The following is a 15,829-nucleotide window of genomic DNA, read 5'->3' on the forward strand; positions in this document are numbered from 1 at the left end:
GCTTTTTTCTTAGCTTCTTCTTCAGTTTTCTTCGCATCTGGAGTTCCGCCAGGCGCAGTGAAGGATGCTCCAACTGCTGGGCTTGTTCCAGTACCTTTTTTCGCTACCACAGAGAAGCTGTAAGTAACGCCTGGTTTAATACCACCAAGAGTAGCTGTCGTACCATTTATTGATAAACTACCACTTGAACCGTCAGTCGCTTTATAGCTTGCGGCATACGCATCAACTTCTGCTGGTCCAGACCAGTTTAGTGTAACTGTGCTAGCGCCATCAAAAGTGACATTAAGACCACTAGGTGCATCTACTTTAATTTGTTTCACTGCATCTTTTTTAGCGCCTTTTACGTACAATTCACCATTTAATTCTTGTACAGAAGAAGGGCGTTCGAAACGAGTTTTATCTGTAGCGAATTTACTCATCATTACTTGGAACATTTGCTGTGCAATTCTAGTATAACGATCACTAATGTAGTTTTCTGGGCCATTTTTTTCGTAACCAGTCCATACTGCCATTGTATATTGCGGTGTATATCCGGCGAACCAGCTATCTCTGTTTGCATCAGCTGGTATACCATATTTTTTTATAACGTCTTCATCAAAGTTTTGTGTTCCTGTTTTACCGGCAACATCAACACCTGAAACGTATGCTGTTGGACCAGTACCGCCAGAACCAGGTCTTACTACGTCACGAAGAACGTCAGTAACCATGTAAGCTGTGTAGTCTTGCATCGCACGTTGCTCTTTCGGTTTAAAACTTTTCTTTTTCCCATCTGGGAAGATAACTTCTTTTACGAAGTGCGGTTTATTGTAGTTCCCACCATTACCAAAGGCTGCATATGCACCTGCTACTTGTAATGGTGAACTATCGTTACTACCAATTGCTGTTGATTCAAATGTTTTGCCGTCTTTAAATGTCATACCTAAACCTTCAGCAAACGCTTGTGACTTAGGAAGACCAACCGCTTGGGCTGTTTTTAAAGCTGGGATGTTTAATGACTTTTTCAAAGCTTCACGTAGTGAAACGTCACCTTTGTAACTGTTTGTTGCATTTCGTATTTTTTTACCATTGGAATACGTATACTCTGAGTCATTTAATTGATGGTATGTAGACCATTGTAAATTTTCAATTGCTGGTCCGTAGTCGAAAATTGGTTTCATTGTTGAACCGACTTGGCGTTTTAAATCAGTGGCCATATTATGACCTTTGAAAGTAGACTTACTTTCTTTACGCCCAGCTCCAATTGCACGAACTTCTCCAGATTGTGTATCCATAAATACGAATGATCCTTGGAATTGATCGTTCGGATACTTAATAAGATTGCCATCCATAATTTTTTCAGCATAATCTTGAGCATCTTGATCAAGTGTTGTATGAATCGTCAAACCATCTGAACCAATATTTACATCAGGATATTCTTTTTCAACTTCTTTTACAACCGCATCTAAAAATGCTTGATACTTCATCTCAGTTATTTCGGAAGACGGTTGAAGACCCTCTGTTACTGGGGTTTTAACTGCGTTATTCATTTCTTCTTTTGTTATATAACCATGTCGATTCATTAATGACAATACGACATTACGACGATTTGTTGCTCGTTCAACATTTTCCTTTTTGGTTGGATCATAAATGTTTGGACCTTGGGGTAAACCAGCGAGCATAGCAGCTTCATGTAATTGCAAGTCTTTTAAATCTTTACCATAATATTTTTGCGCTGCTGTCGCAATACCATATGAACGGTTACCTAAATTAATCTTATTTAAGTACATTTCTAAAATCTCATGTTTAGAGTATTGTTGCTCTAATTTGTAAGATAGGTACCATTCTTGTACTTTTCTCTTTGCAGTTTTGTCCATCGTTAGAAAATAGTTTTTGACTACTTGTTGTGTAATCGTACTACCACCTTGAGATCCGAAACCTCCAGTGACATTTTCCATAACTGCTTTTGTAGTTCGTTTAAAATCAATTCCATTATGATCATAGAAACGTGAGTCCTCAGTTGCAAGGAATGCATTTTCAACTACTTTTGGAATTTGATCATACGTAACGTGTGTTCGTTTTTCAGCACCGTATTCATAGAAAAAGTTCCCATCTTTATCAAGAAACTTTGTTGATAAAGGATTGACAAGTTTTGATTTGTCTAATTTTGGAGCGTCCTTCACCATAACAAAGAAAACGGAAACGCCAGCTACAAGACCAACGATACCAAGAAGTAGACAACCTATAAGGAATTTTTTAAAAAAGGAGCCTTTTTTCTTTGGTTTTTTCTCTGTATTTGTTTCTTGCTTTTGATTTTTTACATGATTTCGTTCTGTACGAGAACGATAATTATCTGACATTATACTTTCTCCTACCTTTCATTCTCTCCCCAAAAGTCGAAAAAAGAGCCTTAGTGATGACTCTATCACGAAAAATAAACCGTGTCTAGTACACGGATATAATCAATCCGAGGGTGATAACCGCATGATAATAAAGATCCATGCTCTTCTATTTCTTCTTTCGTAATCGATTTTCTTCCACCTGTATTTTGACGATTCCAAAATGCAATAATATGTTTTGCATCTAATAAATAAAGTTCATCAAAAAGTGTAAATTTAATAATAACAAATGCAATTCCATTATGAGCGATTACTTGCTTCATATGCTCAATTTGATGAAGGTGGAAGTTTTGAAGTGGAAAACTCGTTTTATTTTTTGTTTCTTTCGCTTCAAAATCGATGTATTTCCCTTTATATACACCGTTGTAATCTGTTGTAGAAGGTTGTTTAAAATACGCTTCTTTTACCACTGCAGCACTTCGAGCGGGGTAATCTACTTTTACAATTTGAAGAGGTGTAGGTTTTTTATGTACACATGCAATATTATGGGTTAAGTAATATTCATTTGTTTCATTCAATTCCTCTTCAAGGGACATACCTCTGTTACTATAAGTATGTTTTTTAATTGGTGTTTTATGAGGTTGTGAAGCTTGATTGTACCGTTTTCCGTTTGGGTAACGAATGGTCATAGTGTGTCCACTCCCAACTTGCTAAGAATTACTTACAAAGGTGATTATAACAAAAAATGAAAAAAGATGTGACCTTTTTGAAGAAAGGTATGATGACTTATTCATGTTTACATGGAATGATTATGAAAAAATTAAACAATATCGTAAAAATACGGTCTGTACAGAGGAAGAAAAAACAATGGTTTACAACATGAAGAGGGAAATAGAAATAGCTAATATGGACAACATTTCTCGAACGCAGTGTTATCAAGAATATTATGTAAGAAATAGTGAAATTAGGTGGGCTTTTTTAGCGAGTATGGTCTCGAGAAATGCAGGATGGAATATGACTGATTTACAAGGGAGGTATTATGCTACTGTTTTACCTCAAACAGTAAAAAAACATTTGTTTTTGACTTATGAAGAAGCGAATTGGATTATTTTTTTAGATGTATTTCCTCAGCTGTTGTTATATGAAGAAAGTAAGAGGAGGCAGGTGCCACTATTCCATTTGTTACAATATTTTAACGTATCCATTTTTATGGAAAAAGAATGGATATATTTTTGGGAGAAAAAAGATATAAATAGACTTATGACAGCGCTTATTATAAATGAACAAAATAAAATTCAAAAACCAGTTATTGAGAATGCATATTTTAAAAAACATGTATTCCATACAGCACTTTTTAAATTACAAGAAATGCTTCATATTAGTGCCGTTATATTCCCAACCGTTGAAGGGAAGATGTATGGTTTTTCAGTTTATCAATTTGAAACGTTACAGAAGCGTATAGAACTAGGGAAGAAATTAGCAGCGTTACTATTTCATCGGAAGTATAAAAGTTTATTCCATAGGTTTGCATTGCAAACGATACACACAGGATCAAGAGCAGATTATGAATGTTATGTAAGAGAAGCTAGAAAATCTTGTACACCAGCTCTTAGAGAAGTTTATCCTGCTGTTGCACATGCTGAAATAAGTATGAGAGATTGGTTTTGTAGAGATACGGAAATAAATGAACTATTTTTGCCAGAAGAGTATAAGGGTGAAGTTGATATAACAGAATGGTATAAAAGAAAGAGGGAGCAAATCTATATTGCTTCTACCGTAAATCGTTTTGTTAAAAGGATAGATGAGTTCATGATATAATAAAAAAGAAGTCCCGTCTTCATTTATGAAGACGGGACTTCTTAATGTGAAGTAACCCTGCTATGCGTGCTAAACATTTAATCTCAAAACGTAATGAATATAAGAGATTAAGGAAGTTTCACTTTCCCCCGCTATTTACCGGGCAGTAAGACCCCACCTAAATTCAGCGAAAGCAAAGAATTTAGGTGGGGATCAACTGCCCGTAAATGCCCGATTGGTTCAACTAATAATCATTGGGGGCACCCCAATGATTAAAGTTTCACTTTATGTAGCAGGGAAGTTTGGACCATCTAACTTTGGATTACCAGTTTCGGGTTTATTTTGTTTGTTTTGTTTTTTCTTTTTTTCGTTTTTGTTCTTTGTCATTTTCATGCACCTCCTTTTTGTATTGTTACCATTTCTATAAATGACATACAAAATGATTTCTTTGACGAATAACAACTAGTTTTGTCATGTGGGCAGGAGTGAAGAATCATTCGGCGAAATTACATGACAAAGGAAAAGCAAAGAAGGAGGCGTTTTGTATATGGCGATGGTTCAGAAGGAAGATGTAATGAAAACGATGGATCAAATGTTAAGTTCTCTCGATTTGCTGGAAATGAATATAGGGATTAGAATGAATCATGCATTAAAGGATAAGAGTGAAAAAATATGCAACAAGATAGAAATAACAGAAATGCATATTGAGCATATGGAAAATAAATTAGTGCATCACGAAGAAAAAGGGAATTGGGTGAAGGCATTTCAAAACGTCGTAGTGAGTGCATAATAAGGTGGGAATAAAATGGTGTATGAAGCGTTAGTACAGTCTTCGGAAAAACTTATGCAGTATAATAATGAAGCAAATGTGAAAAAAAGAGAAATGGTTGAATACGATTTTTATAAGGATATGAAACCGTTTGTAAATATGGTAGATGAAGAATTAGCAGTGTGGAAAGAATTGGCTTATAAATGGATTAAGGAAGAAAAACCGAAGTATATACATGTACAGCAAATTGATCAAGTATACGATAATTTACAAACAAATGTGTTGCAATGCTTTGTAAATAAAGGAAAAGGTAAGCGATTCTTTGAAACGCATCAAGCCATTTCGTATACTTTGCAAAATATAATTGAGCAATGTAAGTAACAAGAGGGGAAACCCTCTTGTTTTTTATGCTTCTGTCATTGTTGTAGGTTTTGTTGCACCGTTTATTTCTAATTCTTTTATTAATGTTCGGTAATCTGAAATACATATTTTTCCTTCGAGATACCAATGTCTCGCAAAGTCTAACAATTCATTTACATTCTCTGTGTAATACCCCTTTTTTTGAGAAAACGCTTGTTTTAAATCCCCTAATACCATGTTGATTCCTCCCCCATGAGAATCTTCTTCTTCACTATCATAGCATGGAAGGGTTTTCTTTTTTAATTTTTTAAAAATTTAAACTTCCGACAAAAATAGACAGATACTCCGTCACACAAATTATTTTACAAGTACATATTATATATGTAGAAACTTATGTGAAGGAGGAGAGAATGCATGTTTCAACAATCTAACGTATATCAGCAATCTAATCCATATACACAGCAAAATATGTACCAATATAATCCGGATACATATTTACGTTATAATATGTATCCTTTCGAGCCTCATTATGGAAATCAAAATTATTACCAGCCATTTGAAGTGTCGTTTATGAATCAACCGCAGCAACCTTATATGAACCAACAACCGCAGCCTTATATGGATCAACAACCGCAACCTTATATGAATTCACAATACTATATGCCACCGCCATCTCCCTATAATCAACAAGCGATGTTCTATCCACCAAAACAACCGTATCCGACGCAAAATAAACAAAAGCAACAGCAACAACCAAGTCAATTTTCTAGTTTCGTTTCCCAATTTAAAAATTCAGATGGTAACTATGATGTAAATAAAATGATGAATACAGCTGGACAAATGATGAATGCGATGAATCAAGTAACAGGCATTGTAAAGCAAGTGGGAGGTTTTTTTGGTAAGTAATTTTGGAGGGTTGGCTATAAAAACATTGTATACGAAATAAAGGACTAGACAAATTTCCTTAGAATAAATGGGTATATATAACAAGCGGCTTAACCTCTTTTCTCATATTGTAAAGTGTAATCAGATTTTCTTTATGAGAGAGGAGAGAAAAAACTATGCATCATTGTCATCCTTGCTTTGGAGGGCATAAGCCTACAGGACCTATTTGTACGACTGCTCCTGTCATTCATCCGACGAAACAATGCGTAACACATTCTTTTTCAACAACGGTGGTGCCACACATTTTCCCAACGCATACAACACATGTACACCATCAACAAATTAAAAACCAAAACTTCTTCCCACAAACAAACTCAAATGTAAATGTTGTAGACCCAATCGATCCAGGGTTCGGCGGATGTGGACCGTGTGGTCATGGACATCATCACCACGGTCATCAAATATCTCCATTTGGACCAGGGCCGAATGTATCACCGTTTGGACCAGGACCTAATGTATCACCATTTTTACCAAACAATGTATCACCAGTTGGACCAAATATTGGACCAAACGTTGGTGGAATATTTAAAAAGTAAATGATATGTTAGAACTAGCGAAATGCTAGTTCTTTTTTTGTAATTGGAGTGTTGATATGAAAGTTATTGCAGTAACAGGATATAAGCCATTTGAACTTGGAATATTTAAAAATGATCATCCAGGAGTAGAATGTATAAAAAAGGCGTTGCGTCGTAAATTAACTGCTTTTGTAGAAGATGGTTTAGAGTGGGTTATAATAAGTGGCCAGTTAGGTGTAGAATTATGGGCTGCTGAAGTTGTTTTTGAAATACAAGTAGAATATCCAGATTTAAAATTAGCGGTATTTACTCCATTTTTAGAACAAGAAGAGGGTTGGAAGGAAGATAACCGTGAATATTACGAGTTTATTCTCTCTCAAGCAGACCATGTTGATAGTATCACGAAACGTAAGTACGAAAGCCCAGAGCAATTTAAATTAAAAAATCAATTTTTTATTGAAAAAAGTGATGCGCTTTTAGCTGTATATGATGAAGAAAAACCAGGGAGTCCTAAATATATTGTAGAAGCAGCAAAGAAAAAAGGAGAAATAGAAAATTATCACAGTTATTTCATTCTTTTTTCCGATTTACAAGATATAATAGAAGAGGAACAGTGGAATAATGCTGAGTAATATGTAATATAGTACTCGTATATATGATTGACAAAAAGCATTGTTTCTGAAAAAATTTAGTTAATGAAAGTTTTGGCAAAAATTTGAGGTGAAGAAAATGATTTCGGATAAAATTAAATTAACAGCGAAAGATATTTTAGAAAAAGAATTTAAAACAGGTATGAGAGGTTATCAACAAGAAGAAGTAGACAAGTTTCTTGATATGATCATTAAAGATTATGAAGCTTTTCACAAGGAATTTGAGCAATTAAAGCAACAAAATGCTCGTTTAAAGCGTGAATTAGAAGAGCAAAAGCTAGCAGCAACGCAAGTTCCACAACAACCTGTACAAACACCAGTTGCGCAACCAGTATATAACAACACGAATACAGACATTTTAAAACGTCTATCGAATTTAGAAAAAGCTGTATTTGGAAGCAAGTTATACGAATAATTTCTGGTGATAAAAAGGTTAAAGCATTTTACATAGAAAAAAACATTGCAAAATCTTTTTGTTTCCACTATACTAATGGATGTCATAACGTTTGGGTAATCGCTGCAACGCCAACGTTGTAGAGGAAAGTCCATGCTCGCACGGCCTGAGATGGCTGTAGTGTTCGTGCCTAGCCAATTCATAAGCTAGGGTATTCTGGCTGTAAGGCTGGTTTAACGGCAGGGAAAAAACCTAAGTCCTTTCGGATATGGTTTGACTACCTTTAAAGTGCCACAGTGACGAAGTCCTTGAAGAAATGATAGGAGTGGAACGAGGTAAACCCCACGAGCGAGAAACCCAAATAATGGTAGGGGAATCTTTTCCAAGGAAATGAACGATGGGAAAGGACAGGTTGTATAACCTGTAGATAGATGATTGCCACCGGAGTACGAGGCGTGGGCCGTTTGCAGTACAAAGGAACAGAACATGGCTTACAGAACGTTATGAACCAACTATGAAATAACTCAGCTCTCCTTTGTTAGAGGAGGGCTTTTTATTTGTATGAAGTCATAAATTATGAGTTAAAATGGTTAATGAGAAAATTCTTCGTAAAATGTAATAATTAATAGGAGAAATGGCTATTAATTATTGTTTGAATATACATAAGAGGTGAATGCAAATGGGAAAAGTTACTTTAATCGCAACAGCGGCAATGGGTATTGAAGCTTTAGTTGCCCGAGAAGTTCGTGATCTAGGTTATGAATGCCAAGTAGAAAACAGCAAAGTAACATTTGAAGCAGATGAAAAGGCGATTTGTCGCACGAATTTATGGTTACGTACTGCAGACCGTGTGAAAATTAAAGTTGGCGAATTTAAAGCGACAACATTTGATGAGCTGTTTGAGAAAACAAAAGCATTAAACTGGGGAGATTATATTCCAGAGAACGGTGAGTTCCCTGTTATCGGTAAATCTTTAAAATCTGAGTTATTTAGTGTTTCGGATTGCCAGCGTATCGTTAAAAAGGCTGTCGTTGAAAAATTAAAAACAACATATAAACGTACAACTTGGTTTGAAGAAGATGGCCCGTTATTCCGTATTGAGATTGCAATGTTAAAAGATATCGCAACACTAACAATTGATGCGAGCGGTGTTGGGCTTCATAAACGTGGATACCGTGTGGATCAAGGGGAAGCTCCTTTAAAAGAAACATTAGCTGCGTCTTTAATTAAATTAACAAATTGGAAGCCGGATCGTCCTTTCGTGGATCCTTTCTGCGGATCAGGTACAATTCCGATTGAAGCAGCATTAATTGGACAAAATATTGCACCAGGATTTAACCGTGGTTTTGCATCGGATGAATGGGGCTGGGTTGGTAAACAAAACTGGCGTGAAGCTCGTCAAGAAGCTGAAGATTTAGCGAACTATGATCAACCATTGCAAATCATTGGATCAGATATTGATCATCGTATGATCCGTGTTGCTCAAGATAATGCAGAAGAAGTAGGTTTAGGCGATTTAATTACATTTAAACAAATGCAGGTAAAAGATTTCACAACAAAAGAGGATTATGGCTATGTTGTAACGAATCCTCCATACGGAGAACGTTTAAGTGAAAAAGCACTTGTTGAACAACTGTATAAAGAAATGGGACAAGTATTCCGTCCATTAGACACGTGGTCGGCGTATGTATTAACAAGTTACGAAGCATTTGAGAAGTGCTACGGAAAAGATGCATCGAAGAAACGTAAACTGTTTAATGGATTTATCCGTACAGATTACTACCAATACTTCGGAAAACGTCCACCTCGTAATTCATAGTATAAAACTCCTTTAGCGCGCATATACTGGCTATTATGTAATGCGTAAAGGAGGAACTGATATGGATAGTTTCCAATTATCAATGATTCAAAAAGCTATTCACCGTACGTATGATGAGCTCGGAAAAGAAGTGGATAGCCAAGGTACGATTGTAGATGAAATACAAAAAGCACAAGAAGAATATTTGTCAGCTCTTTCACATGAAACAGCGATTGATAAACGGTATTTAAAGTCATTAATATAGAAGAAAATTTTCCTTTTTCGAAAGGAAAATTTTTTTTCGTGTATTTCTATGTATTGCAACAGGGGAAAGTGGCTGCGCACATATGAGTAGCAGTTGCTATATCTTTTATAGAAAAACTTTTTGGTTGGAGGCTAAGGATGTTTACTGAGAAGAGATTACCATTTGAAGTAGGGAAACAAGACAATTTTTATGATAAGTTGAATGAGTGGATTGGAGATGTGTTTTACGACATCCTTCCGGAAAAAGGCTTTGAAGAGCGTGATGAACAAATTTTTATGGCGTTTCAATTAGAGCGTGCTTTCCAAGAAAAGAAAGTAATGTTCGCAGAAGCGGGTGTAGGAACCGGGAAAACAATTGTATATCTTCTATATGCAATTTGTTATGCACGTTATACTGGAAAGCCAGCGATTATCGCTTGTGCAGATGAAACATTAATTGAGCAGCTTGTGAAAGAAGAAGGGGACATTGCTAAATTATCTGAGGCATTAGGCTTATCGGTAGATGTAAGACTTGCGAAATCGATGGATAATTATTTATGTTTACGTAAACTTGAAGATGTTATGAGTGGACGAGCTCCAGAAGTAATTGAAGATGTATACTACGAATTACCGCAGTTTGTATTTGACCACGGTACGATGCAAAACTTTACTCACTATGGTGACCGAAAAGAATTTCCGCTTTTAAATGACGAGGAATGGTCAAAAGTAAATTGGGATTACTTCCAAGATTGTTTCACTTGTGATTCTCGTCATCGTTGCGGACAAACTCTATCACGTGAACATTATCGTAAAGCAGCAGATTTAATTATTTGTTCTCAAGATTTCTATATGGATCATATTTGGACGTACGATGCTCGTAAGCGTGAAGGACAAATTCCATTATTACCAGAAAGTAGTTGCGTTGTATTCGATGAAGGACATCTTGTAGAATATGCAGCTCAAAAAGCTTTAACATATCGTTTAAAGCAAACGATGATGGAGCAACTTTTAACGAGATTATTACAAAATGATATTCGCGAGGAGTTTGCACATTTAGTAGAAGAAACAATTTGGCAAACAGAGCGATTCTTTGATGTGTTACAAGAGAATAAAAAGGAAATTGCCGGTTCTGATCGTTTAGAGATTACTGTGACAGAAAAAGTAACTGCCGAAGCGAAGCGACTTTATGCGAAAATTGGTGAAGTTGGTGATGCATTAGTATTTGAAAGTGAAATGCATACAGTAAACACGTATGATTTAAATATCGTTGATGAACATTTAGATGTATTAGAGCACTCGCTGCGTCTATTTATGCACGAGAAAAATGTAATTACATGGGGTGAAGAAGGTGATGGAGCCTTCACGTTAGTAATTATGCCGCGTGCAGTTGAAGAAGTATTACAAGAGAAAGTATTCTCGAAGAAAATTCCGTATATTTTCTCTTCTGCTACATTATCTAACAACGATTCATTCGCATTTACAGCAAATAGCCTAGGGGTAAAAGATTACTTATCATTCTCAGTTGCCTCACCGTTTGATTACGAAGAGCAAATGGCAGTAAACTTACTATCTCATACGAAAGAAAACGAATGGGAAAGAAAGTGTCAATATACACTTGAAAATATACAAAAAACAAATGGACGTACACTTGTATTATTCCGTACAACGCAAGAACTTGCAGCGTTTAAAGAGTATGTAAGTAAAGAACAAATGTCAGTTCCATTCCTATATGAAGGGGACCAAGAAATTAGTCAGCTCGTTTCTCGTTTCCAAAATGAAGAAGAGACTGTACTTTGTGCCGTTCATTTATGGGAAGGTTTAGATATTCCTGGTTCATCATTATCACATGTTATTATTTGGTCATTACCATTCCCTCCAAACGATCCTGTGTTTGAAGCGAAGCGTAAACACGTAAATGACCCATTCTGGGATGTAGATGTACCATATATGATTTTACGTCTTCGTCAAGGGATTGGCCGTTTAATTCGTACGAGCGACGATAAAGGTGCTATATCAATCTTCTTATCTGATACAGAAGATGAGAAAGTGGTAGAAGCGGTGAAAAACGTACTACCAGTAGAAGGTAAAGAATTATAAGGAGAAAGCTTGGCGCTTGCCAAGCTTTTTTTCTATTATAAAAGGAATTTAGATTTTCGTGTCGAATTAAGTTTGAGGTAGAAAAAGGAGGTTTTTATACGATGACAGTAGCTACATATGAAGTGGAAAAACAATTTTTAACATATGTGAAGAAGATACAGAATTATGGAGAAGCATTAAGCTTAATGTTTTGGGACTTGAGAACAGGTGCGCCTAAAAAAGGTGTAGACCAGCGTTCAGAAGTAATTGGCATGCTTTCATCAGAAGTATTTGCCATGTCGACTTCAGATGAGATGGGGAACTATTTAACAGAGCTTGAAGCTTTAATAAGTGAAGACAAACTTTCTGAAACGACGAAGAAAATGGTGGAAGAGTGTCGTAAAGAATATGATAGAAATAAGAAAATTCCACAAGCGGAATACGAAGCGTATGTGAAATTAGAAGCGAAAGCGGAAAGTGTGTGGGAAGAAGCTCGCGAAAAATCTGATTTCGAAATGTTCCGTCCGTATCTAGAACAAATCGTCGAATTTAAAAAGAAGTTCATTACATATTGGGGTTACGAAACATATAAATATAATACATTATTAGATATGTATGAGCCGGGTATTACGGTAGAAGTGTTAGATCACGTATTTGGTCAACTTCGTGAGCGTATCGTTCCGCTCGTAAAAGAAATATCAGAGTCGCAAAAGAGATTAAAGACAAGTGCTTTATCGGAACATTTTTCAAAAGAAAAACAAAAAAACTTTACATTAGAGCTATTAAAGCAATTAAATTATGACTTTGAAGCAGGTCGTCTTGATGAAACCGTACATCCATTCGAGATTACATTAAATAGAGGGGATGTTCGTATTACGACACGCTATGACGAAAAAGATTTCCGTATGGCTGTGTTTGGAACAATTCATGAATGTGGTCATGCTGTATATGAACAAAATATTGCAGAGAAATTTGAAGGTACACCGCTATGTAGTGGAACATCTATGGGTATTCATGAGTCACAATCATTATTCTTTGAGAACTTTATCGGTCGTAATAAATCATTCTGGAAGAAAAATTATGATTTATTAAAAGAGTATAGCGATGGTCAATTCAATGATATATCAGTAGATGAGTTTTATGATGCAATAAATGAATCGAAGCCTTCATTTATTCGCATAGAAGCAGATGAGCTTACATATCCGCTTCACGTTATGGTTCGTTATGAACTTGAGAAAGAGTTATTTGATGGCACATTACAAGTGAAGGATTTACCAGCGGCTTGGAACGATAAGATGGAAGCATATTTAGGGATTCGTCCGGCTAACGATGCACAAGGCGTATTACAAGATGTTCACTGGGCTGGTGGTTCATTTGGATACTTCCCATCTTATGCGCTTGGTTATATGTATGCAGCGCAATTTAAGCAAAGAATGGTAAAAGACATTCCGAACTTTGATGCATTATTAGAAGAAGGAAACGTAACGCCAATTCGTGAATGGTTAACAGAAAACATTCACCAATACGGTAAAACGAAAAAGCCACTTGAAATTTTAGAAGATGTAACAGGTGAAGGATTAAATGCAAATTACTTAGCAGATTATTTAGAAGCGAAGTATAGAGAGATTTATGAGTTATAAAACAGAGCTGCTTACTTGCAGCTCTGTTTTTAAAGGGGGGAGAAAAATGGATTATACATATACAGTAATGACGCAAGAAGAAGCAGAAGAAATTGCATACAACTGGCATTATGAAGGGAAATATTCCTTTTACGATATAGAGGCAGATGAAGAAGATTTAGCCGAATTTTTACATGATGAGAGTAGGGGGGATCATACCTTTTCTGTGAAGGAAAATGGCACTCTCATTGGTTATTTTACTGTTTGTAAAATAAATGATGGGACGGTTGATATAGGTCTTGGAATGAGTCCTAATATAACTGGAAATGGATTTGGTTTACAGTTCATAAACGCTATACTAGCTTTTAGTAAAGAAAAATATGGATGTAATTATATAACACTATCAGTAGCTACATTTAATAAGAGAGCAATTAAAGTGTATAAAAGGGCAGGGTTTGAAGCAGTTGGAACGTTTATACAGAAAACAAATGGTAGTTGTTTTGAGTTTTTGAAAATGAATTATATATGTAAAAATGATTAAAAACAGAAGAATCTCCTCTGTTTTTTATTTTGATGCAGAAATAAATAATATTTTTTGTAATTGGCTGCTTTGAAATTTTGATAGAGGATGTGTATGATTGAATTTCAGTAGTAAATGTGAAGTTTAGTCAGGAGAGGTAGAATGGTTACAATTAAAACGAAAAATGAAATAGATGTAATGCATGAATCTGGAAAGTTACTTGCTTCATGTCATAGAGAAATTGCGAAAATAATGAAACCAGGTATTACAACAAAAGAAATTAATACGTTTGTGGAAGCATATTTAGAACAGCATGGTGCAACGTCTGAGCAGAAAGGGTACAACGGATATCCATATGCGATATGTGCATCTGTAAATGATGAAATGTGTCATGCGTTTCCGGCCGATGTTCCTTTAACTGAGGGTGATATTGTAACAATTGACATGGTAGTAAACTTAAATGGTGGTCTTTCAGATTCTGCTTGGACGTATAGAGTTGGAAAAGTTTCTGATGAAGCAGAAAAGCTGTTGTTAGTAGCTGAGAATGCTTTGTATAAAGGCATTGATCAGGCGATAATCGGTAATCATGTAGGAGATATTGGCTATGCAATTGAAAGTTATGTAGCAAGTGAAGGTTTTTCTGTCGCAAGAGACTTTACGGGACATGGAATCGGTAAAGAGATTCATGAAGAACCAGCAATTTTTCATTTTGGGAAGCAAGGACAAGGGCCTGAGTTACAAGAAGGAATGGTAATTACGATTGAGCCGATTGTCAATGTAGGTATGCGATATTCGAAAGTAGATTTAAATGGATGGACTGCGAAAACGATGGACGGGAAATTATCAGCTCAATATGAACATACAATTGCGATTACAAAAGATGGACCAATCATTTTAACGAAGTTATAATTGGGAATGAAAGAGTTTACAAAACGCGAACGAAAATGATGGTTTTATAAAATTTGTCCGTGTTTTGTTAATAAATGCTTTTCAAAGTATAAAAAGTGCGTTATAATCCATCTATAAAATAAATAGTTAGCTACACTCATATAATCGCGGGGATATGGCCTGCAAGTTTCTACCGAAGTACCGTAAATACTTTGACTATGAGTGAGGACGAATATATTTGCTTGTTTAGCATTCTTTTTTGCGAAACTCCAAAAGCGCGTCTCTCACTTGTAACGAGTGGTAGCGGCTTTTGGAGTTTTTTTATTGCATAAGAGGGGGAACAAACATGAAAGTATTACAAGAAAAGATTTTGAACGAAGGAAAGGTTTTATCTGGTGACGTATTAAAGGTAGATGCTTTTTTAAATCATCAAATTGATCCAGTACTTATGCAAGAAATCGGAAAAGAATTTGCTAAACGTTTTAAAGAAGAGAACATTACAAAAATCGTGACGATTGAATCTTCAGGCATTGCACCAGCGGTTATGGCTGCATTAGAACTTGGTGTAAAAGTAATCTTTGCTAGAAAGCGTAAATCGTTAACGTTACAAGATAATATGTATGTTGCAAACGTATATTCATTTACGAAACAAGAAACAAATGAAATTTCATTATCTCGAAATCATATCGATGAAAGTGATCGCGTTTTAATTATTGATGACTTTTTAGCGAACGGTCAGGCTGCTTTAGGTTTAATGAGTTTAGTCGAGCAAGCAGGAGCAAGTATTGCTGGAATTGGGATTGTTATTGAAAAGGCATTTCAAGATGGAGGAAAGAAGCTTCGTGAACAAGGAGTTCGTGTTGAATCACTAGCAGAAATTGCATCACTTGATAATAACGCAGTTACATTTGTACAGCAAGAAACTGCGGAGGTGAAATAA

General features: G+C 35.7%; 18 protein-coding genes, 1 other RNA gene and 1 riboswitch. Of the genes, 15 read left to right on the top strand and 4 right to left on the bottom strand.

Annotated features, from left to right (window positions below):
• Both MR079_RS17480 and recU read right to left on the bottom strand, forming a co-directional pair.
• On the bottom strand, positions 1 to 2,336 hold a 2,336-nt coding region (locus MR079_RS17480), incomplete at its 3' end, for a PBP1A family penicillin-binding protein (RefSeq protein ID WP_242294365.1).
• Between the two features lie 65 nt (positions 2,337 to 2,401).
• Positions 2,402 to 3,004: a Holliday junction resolvase RecU gene (gene recU / locus MR079_RS17485; protein WP_000155592.1), complete on the bottom strand. Its 603-nt coding sequence runs from the start codon at positions 3,002 to 3,004 to the stop codon at positions 2,402 to 2,404.
• A gap of 103 nt (positions 3,005 to 3,107) precedes the next feature.
• On the opposite strand from recU, the gene MR079_RS17490 reads away from it, so the two are divergent.
• On the top strand, positions 3,108 to 4,133 hold the full coding sequence (locus MR079_RS17490) for a DUF2515 domain-containing protein (RefSeq protein ID WP_139868039.1): 1,026 nt from the start codon (positions 3,108 to 3,110) through the stop codon (positions 4,131 to 4,133).
• A gap of 264 nt (positions 4,134 to 4,397) precedes the next feature.
• On the opposite strand, the gene MR079_RS17495 is transcribed toward MR079_RS17490, so the two are convergent.
• Positions 4,398 to 4,574 carry a hypothetical protein gene (locus MR079_RS17495; RefSeq protein ID WP_002020884.1) on the bottom strand — a complete coding sequence of 59 codons (177 nt, stop codon included), beginning with the start codon at positions 4,572 to 4,574 and terminating at the stop codon, positions 4,398 to 4,400.
• 85 nt (positions 4,575 to 4,659) lie between these two features.
• Here MR079_RS17495 and MR079_RS17500 point away from each other — a divergent pair, with 85 nt between their 5' ends.
• Both MR079_RS17500 and MR079_RS17505 read left to right on the top strand, forming a co-directional pair.
• Positions 4,660 to 4,902 carry a hypothetical protein gene (locus tag MR079_RS17500; protein ID WP_001252039.1) on the top strand — a complete coding sequence of 81 codons (243 nt, stop codon included), beginning with the start codon at positions 4,660 to 4,662 and terminating at the stop codon, positions 4,900 to 4,902.
• A gap of 15 nt (positions 4,903 to 4,917) precedes the next feature.
• Positions 4,918 to 5,262, top strand: a complete 345-nt coding sequence (locus MR079_RS17505) for a YppE family protein (RefSeq protein WP_098670494.1) — start codon at positions 4,918 to 4,920, stop codon at positions 5,260 to 5,262.
• 24 nt (positions 5,263 to 5,286) lie between these two features.
• On the opposite strand, the gene MR079_RS17510 is transcribed toward MR079_RS17505, so the two are convergent.
• Positions 5,287 to 5,478 (bottom strand): YppF family protein, encoded by a 192-nt coding sequence (locus tag MR079_RS17510; protein WP_000242661.1) that lies wholly within the window; start codon positions 5,476 to 5,478, stop codon positions 5,287 to 5,289.
• Positions 5,479 to 5,655: 177 nt separating this feature from the next.
• On the opposite strand from MR079_RS17510, the gene MR079_RS17515 reads away from it, so the two are divergent.
• From MR079_RS17515 to MR079_RS17570, 12 genes are all read left to right on the top strand, one after another.
• Positions 5,656 to 6,147: a YppG family protein gene (locus MR079_RS17515; RefSeq protein WP_139868037.1), complete on the top strand. Its 492-nt coding sequence runs from the start codon at positions 5,656 to 5,658 to the stop codon at positions 6,145 to 6,147.
• 155 nt (positions 6,148 to 6,302) lie between these two features.
• Positions 6,303 to 6,722, top strand: coding sequence for a CotD family spore coat protein (locus MR079_RS17520; RefSeq protein ID WP_000546263.1), 420 nt, complete (start codon positions 6,303 to 6,305; stop codon positions 6,720 to 6,722).
• 56 nt (positions 6,723 to 6,778) lie between these two features.
• Entirely contained in the window at positions 6,779 to 7,333 is a 555-nt protein-coding gene (locus tag MR079_RS17525; RefSeq protein WP_000862921.1) for an SLOG family protein, read from the top strand.
• Positions 7,334 to 7,430: 97 nt separating this feature from the next.
• On the top strand, positions 7,431 to 7,766 hold the full coding sequence (gene gpsB / locus MR079_RS17530) for a cell division regulator GpsB (protein WP_000622429.1): 336 nt from the start codon (positions 7,431 to 7,433) through the stop codon (positions 7,764 to 7,766).
• Between the two features lie 87 nt (positions 7,767 to 7,853).
• Positions 7,854 to 8,244, top strand: an RNA gene (gene rnpB, locus MR079_RS17535) — RNase P RNA component class B.
• 180 nt (positions 8,245 to 8,424) lie between these two features.
• Positions 8,425 to 9,564 carry a THUMP domain-containing class I SAM-dependent RNA methyltransferase gene (locus MR079_RS17540; RefSeq protein ID WP_000521234.1) on the top strand — a complete coding sequence of 380 codons (1,140 nt, stop codon included), beginning with the start codon at positions 8,425 to 8,427 and terminating at the stop codon, positions 9,562 to 9,564.
• Positions 9,565 to 9,625: 61 nt separating this feature from the next.
• Positions 9,626 to 9,808, top strand: a complete 183-nt coding sequence (locus MR079_RS17545; RefSeq protein WP_076873277.1) for a DUF3921 family protein — start codon at positions 9,626 to 9,628, stop codon at positions 9,806 to 9,808.
• Positions 9,809 to 9,945: 137 nt separating this feature from the next.
• On the top strand, positions 9,946 to 11,883 hold the full coding sequence (locus MR079_RS17550; RefSeq protein WP_000493699.1) for an ATP-dependent DNA helicase: 1,938 nt from the start codon (positions 9,946 to 9,948) through the stop codon (positions 11,881 to 11,883).
• Between the two features lie 101 nt (positions 11,884 to 11,984).
• Positions 11,985 to 13,502 carry a carboxypeptidase gene (gene ypwA, locus MR079_RS17555; protein ID WP_000215091.1) on the top strand — a complete coding sequence of 506 codons (1,518 nt, stop codon included), beginning with the start codon at positions 11,985 to 11,987 and terminating at the stop codon, positions 13,500 to 13,502.
• A gap of 46 nt (positions 13,503 to 13,548) precedes the next feature.
• Complete coding sequence (locus tag MR079_RS17560) at positions 13,549 to 14,022, top strand: GNAT family N-acetyltransferase (protein ID WP_242294366.1); 474 nt, start codon at positions 13,549 to 13,551, stop codon at positions 14,020 to 14,022.
• Between the two features lie 141 nt (positions 14,023 to 14,163).
• Positions 14,164 to 14,910 carry a type I methionyl aminopeptidase gene (locus tag MR079_RS17565; protein ID WP_242294367.1) on the top strand — a complete coding sequence of 249 codons (747 nt, stop codon included), beginning with the start codon at positions 14,164 to 14,166 and terminating at the stop codon, positions 14,908 to 14,910.
• A 116-nt stretch (positions 14,911 to 15,026) separates the two neighbouring features.
• A riboswitch (purine riboswitch) is annotated at positions 15,027 to 15,128 on the top strand.
• 107 nt (positions 15,129 to 15,235) lie between these two features.
• Positions 15,236 to 15,829 (top strand): xanthine phosphoribosyltransferase, encoded by a 594-nt coding sequence (locus MR079_RS17570; RefSeq protein WP_139868027.1) that lies wholly within the window; start codon positions 15,236 to 15,238, stop codon positions 15,827 to 15,829.

It is taken from the genome of Bacillus cereus group sp. BfR-BA-01381, assembly GCF_022663555.1.
GTDB lineage: Bacteria > Bacillota > Bacilli > Bacillales > Bacillaceae_G > Bacillus_A > Bacillus_A pacificus.

Bases quoted from the DNA above. Each gene is read 5' to 3' on its own strand.
- recU (WP_000155592.1), bottom strand. From the start codon at position 3,004: ATGACCATTCGTTACCCAAACGGAAAACGGTACAATCAAGCTTCACAA.
- MR079_RS17490 (WP_139868039.1), top strand. From the start codon at position 3,108: ATGTTTACATGGAATGATTATGAAAAAATTAAACAATATCGTAAAAAT.
- MR079_RS17500 (WP_001252039.1), top strand. From the start codon at position 4,660: ATGGCGATGGTTCAGAAGGAAGATGTAATGAAAACGATGGATCAAATG.
- MR079_RS17505 (WP_098670494.1), top strand. From the start codon at position 4,918: ATGGTGTATGAAGCGTTAGTACAGTCTTCGGAAAAACTTATGCAGTAT.
- MR079_RS17510 (WP_000242661.1), bottom strand. From the start codon at position 5,478: ATGGTATTAGGGGATTTAAAACAAGCGTTTTCTCAAAAAAAGGGGTAT.
- MR079_RS17515 (WP_139868037.1), top strand. From the start codon at position 5,656: ATGTTTCAACAATCTAACGTATATCAGCAATCTAATCCATATACACAG.
- MR079_RS17520 (WP_000546263.1), top strand. From the start codon at position 6,303: ATGCATCATTGTCATCCTTGCTTTGGAGGGCATAAGCCTACAGGACCT.
- MR079_RS17525 (WP_000862921.1), top strand. From the start codon at position 6,779: ATGAAAGTTATTGCAGTAACAGGATATAAGCCATTTGAACTTGGAATA.
- gpsB (WP_000622429.1), top strand. From the start codon at position 7,431: ATGATTTCGGATAAAATTAAATTAACAGCGAAAGATATTTTAGAAAAA.
- MR079_RS17540 (WP_000521234.1), top strand. From the start codon at position 8,425: ATGGGAAAAGTTACTTTAATCGCAACAGCGGCAATGGGTATTGAAGCT.
- MR079_RS17545 (WP_076873277.1), top strand. From the start codon at position 9,626: ATGGATAGTTTCCAATTATCAATGATTCAAAAAGCTATTCACCGTACG.
- MR079_RS17550 (WP_000493699.1), top strand. From the start codon at position 9,946: ATGTTTACTGAGAAGAGATTACCATTTGAAGTAGGGAAACAAGACAAT.
- ypwA (WP_000215091.1), top strand. From the start codon at position 11,985: ATGACAGTAGCTACATATGAAGTGGAAAAACAATTTTTAACATATGTG.
- MR079_RS17560 (WP_242294366.1), top strand. From the start codon at position 13,549: ATGGATTATACATATACAGTAATGACGCAAGAAGAAGCAGAAGAAATT.
- MR079_RS17565 (WP_242294367.1), top strand. From the start codon at position 14,164: ATGGTTACAATTAAAACGAAAAATGAAATAGATGTAATGCATGAATCT.
- MR079_RS17570 (WP_139868027.1), top strand. From the start codon at position 15,236: ATGAAAGTATTACAAGAAAAGATTTTGAACGAAGGAAAGGTTTTATCT.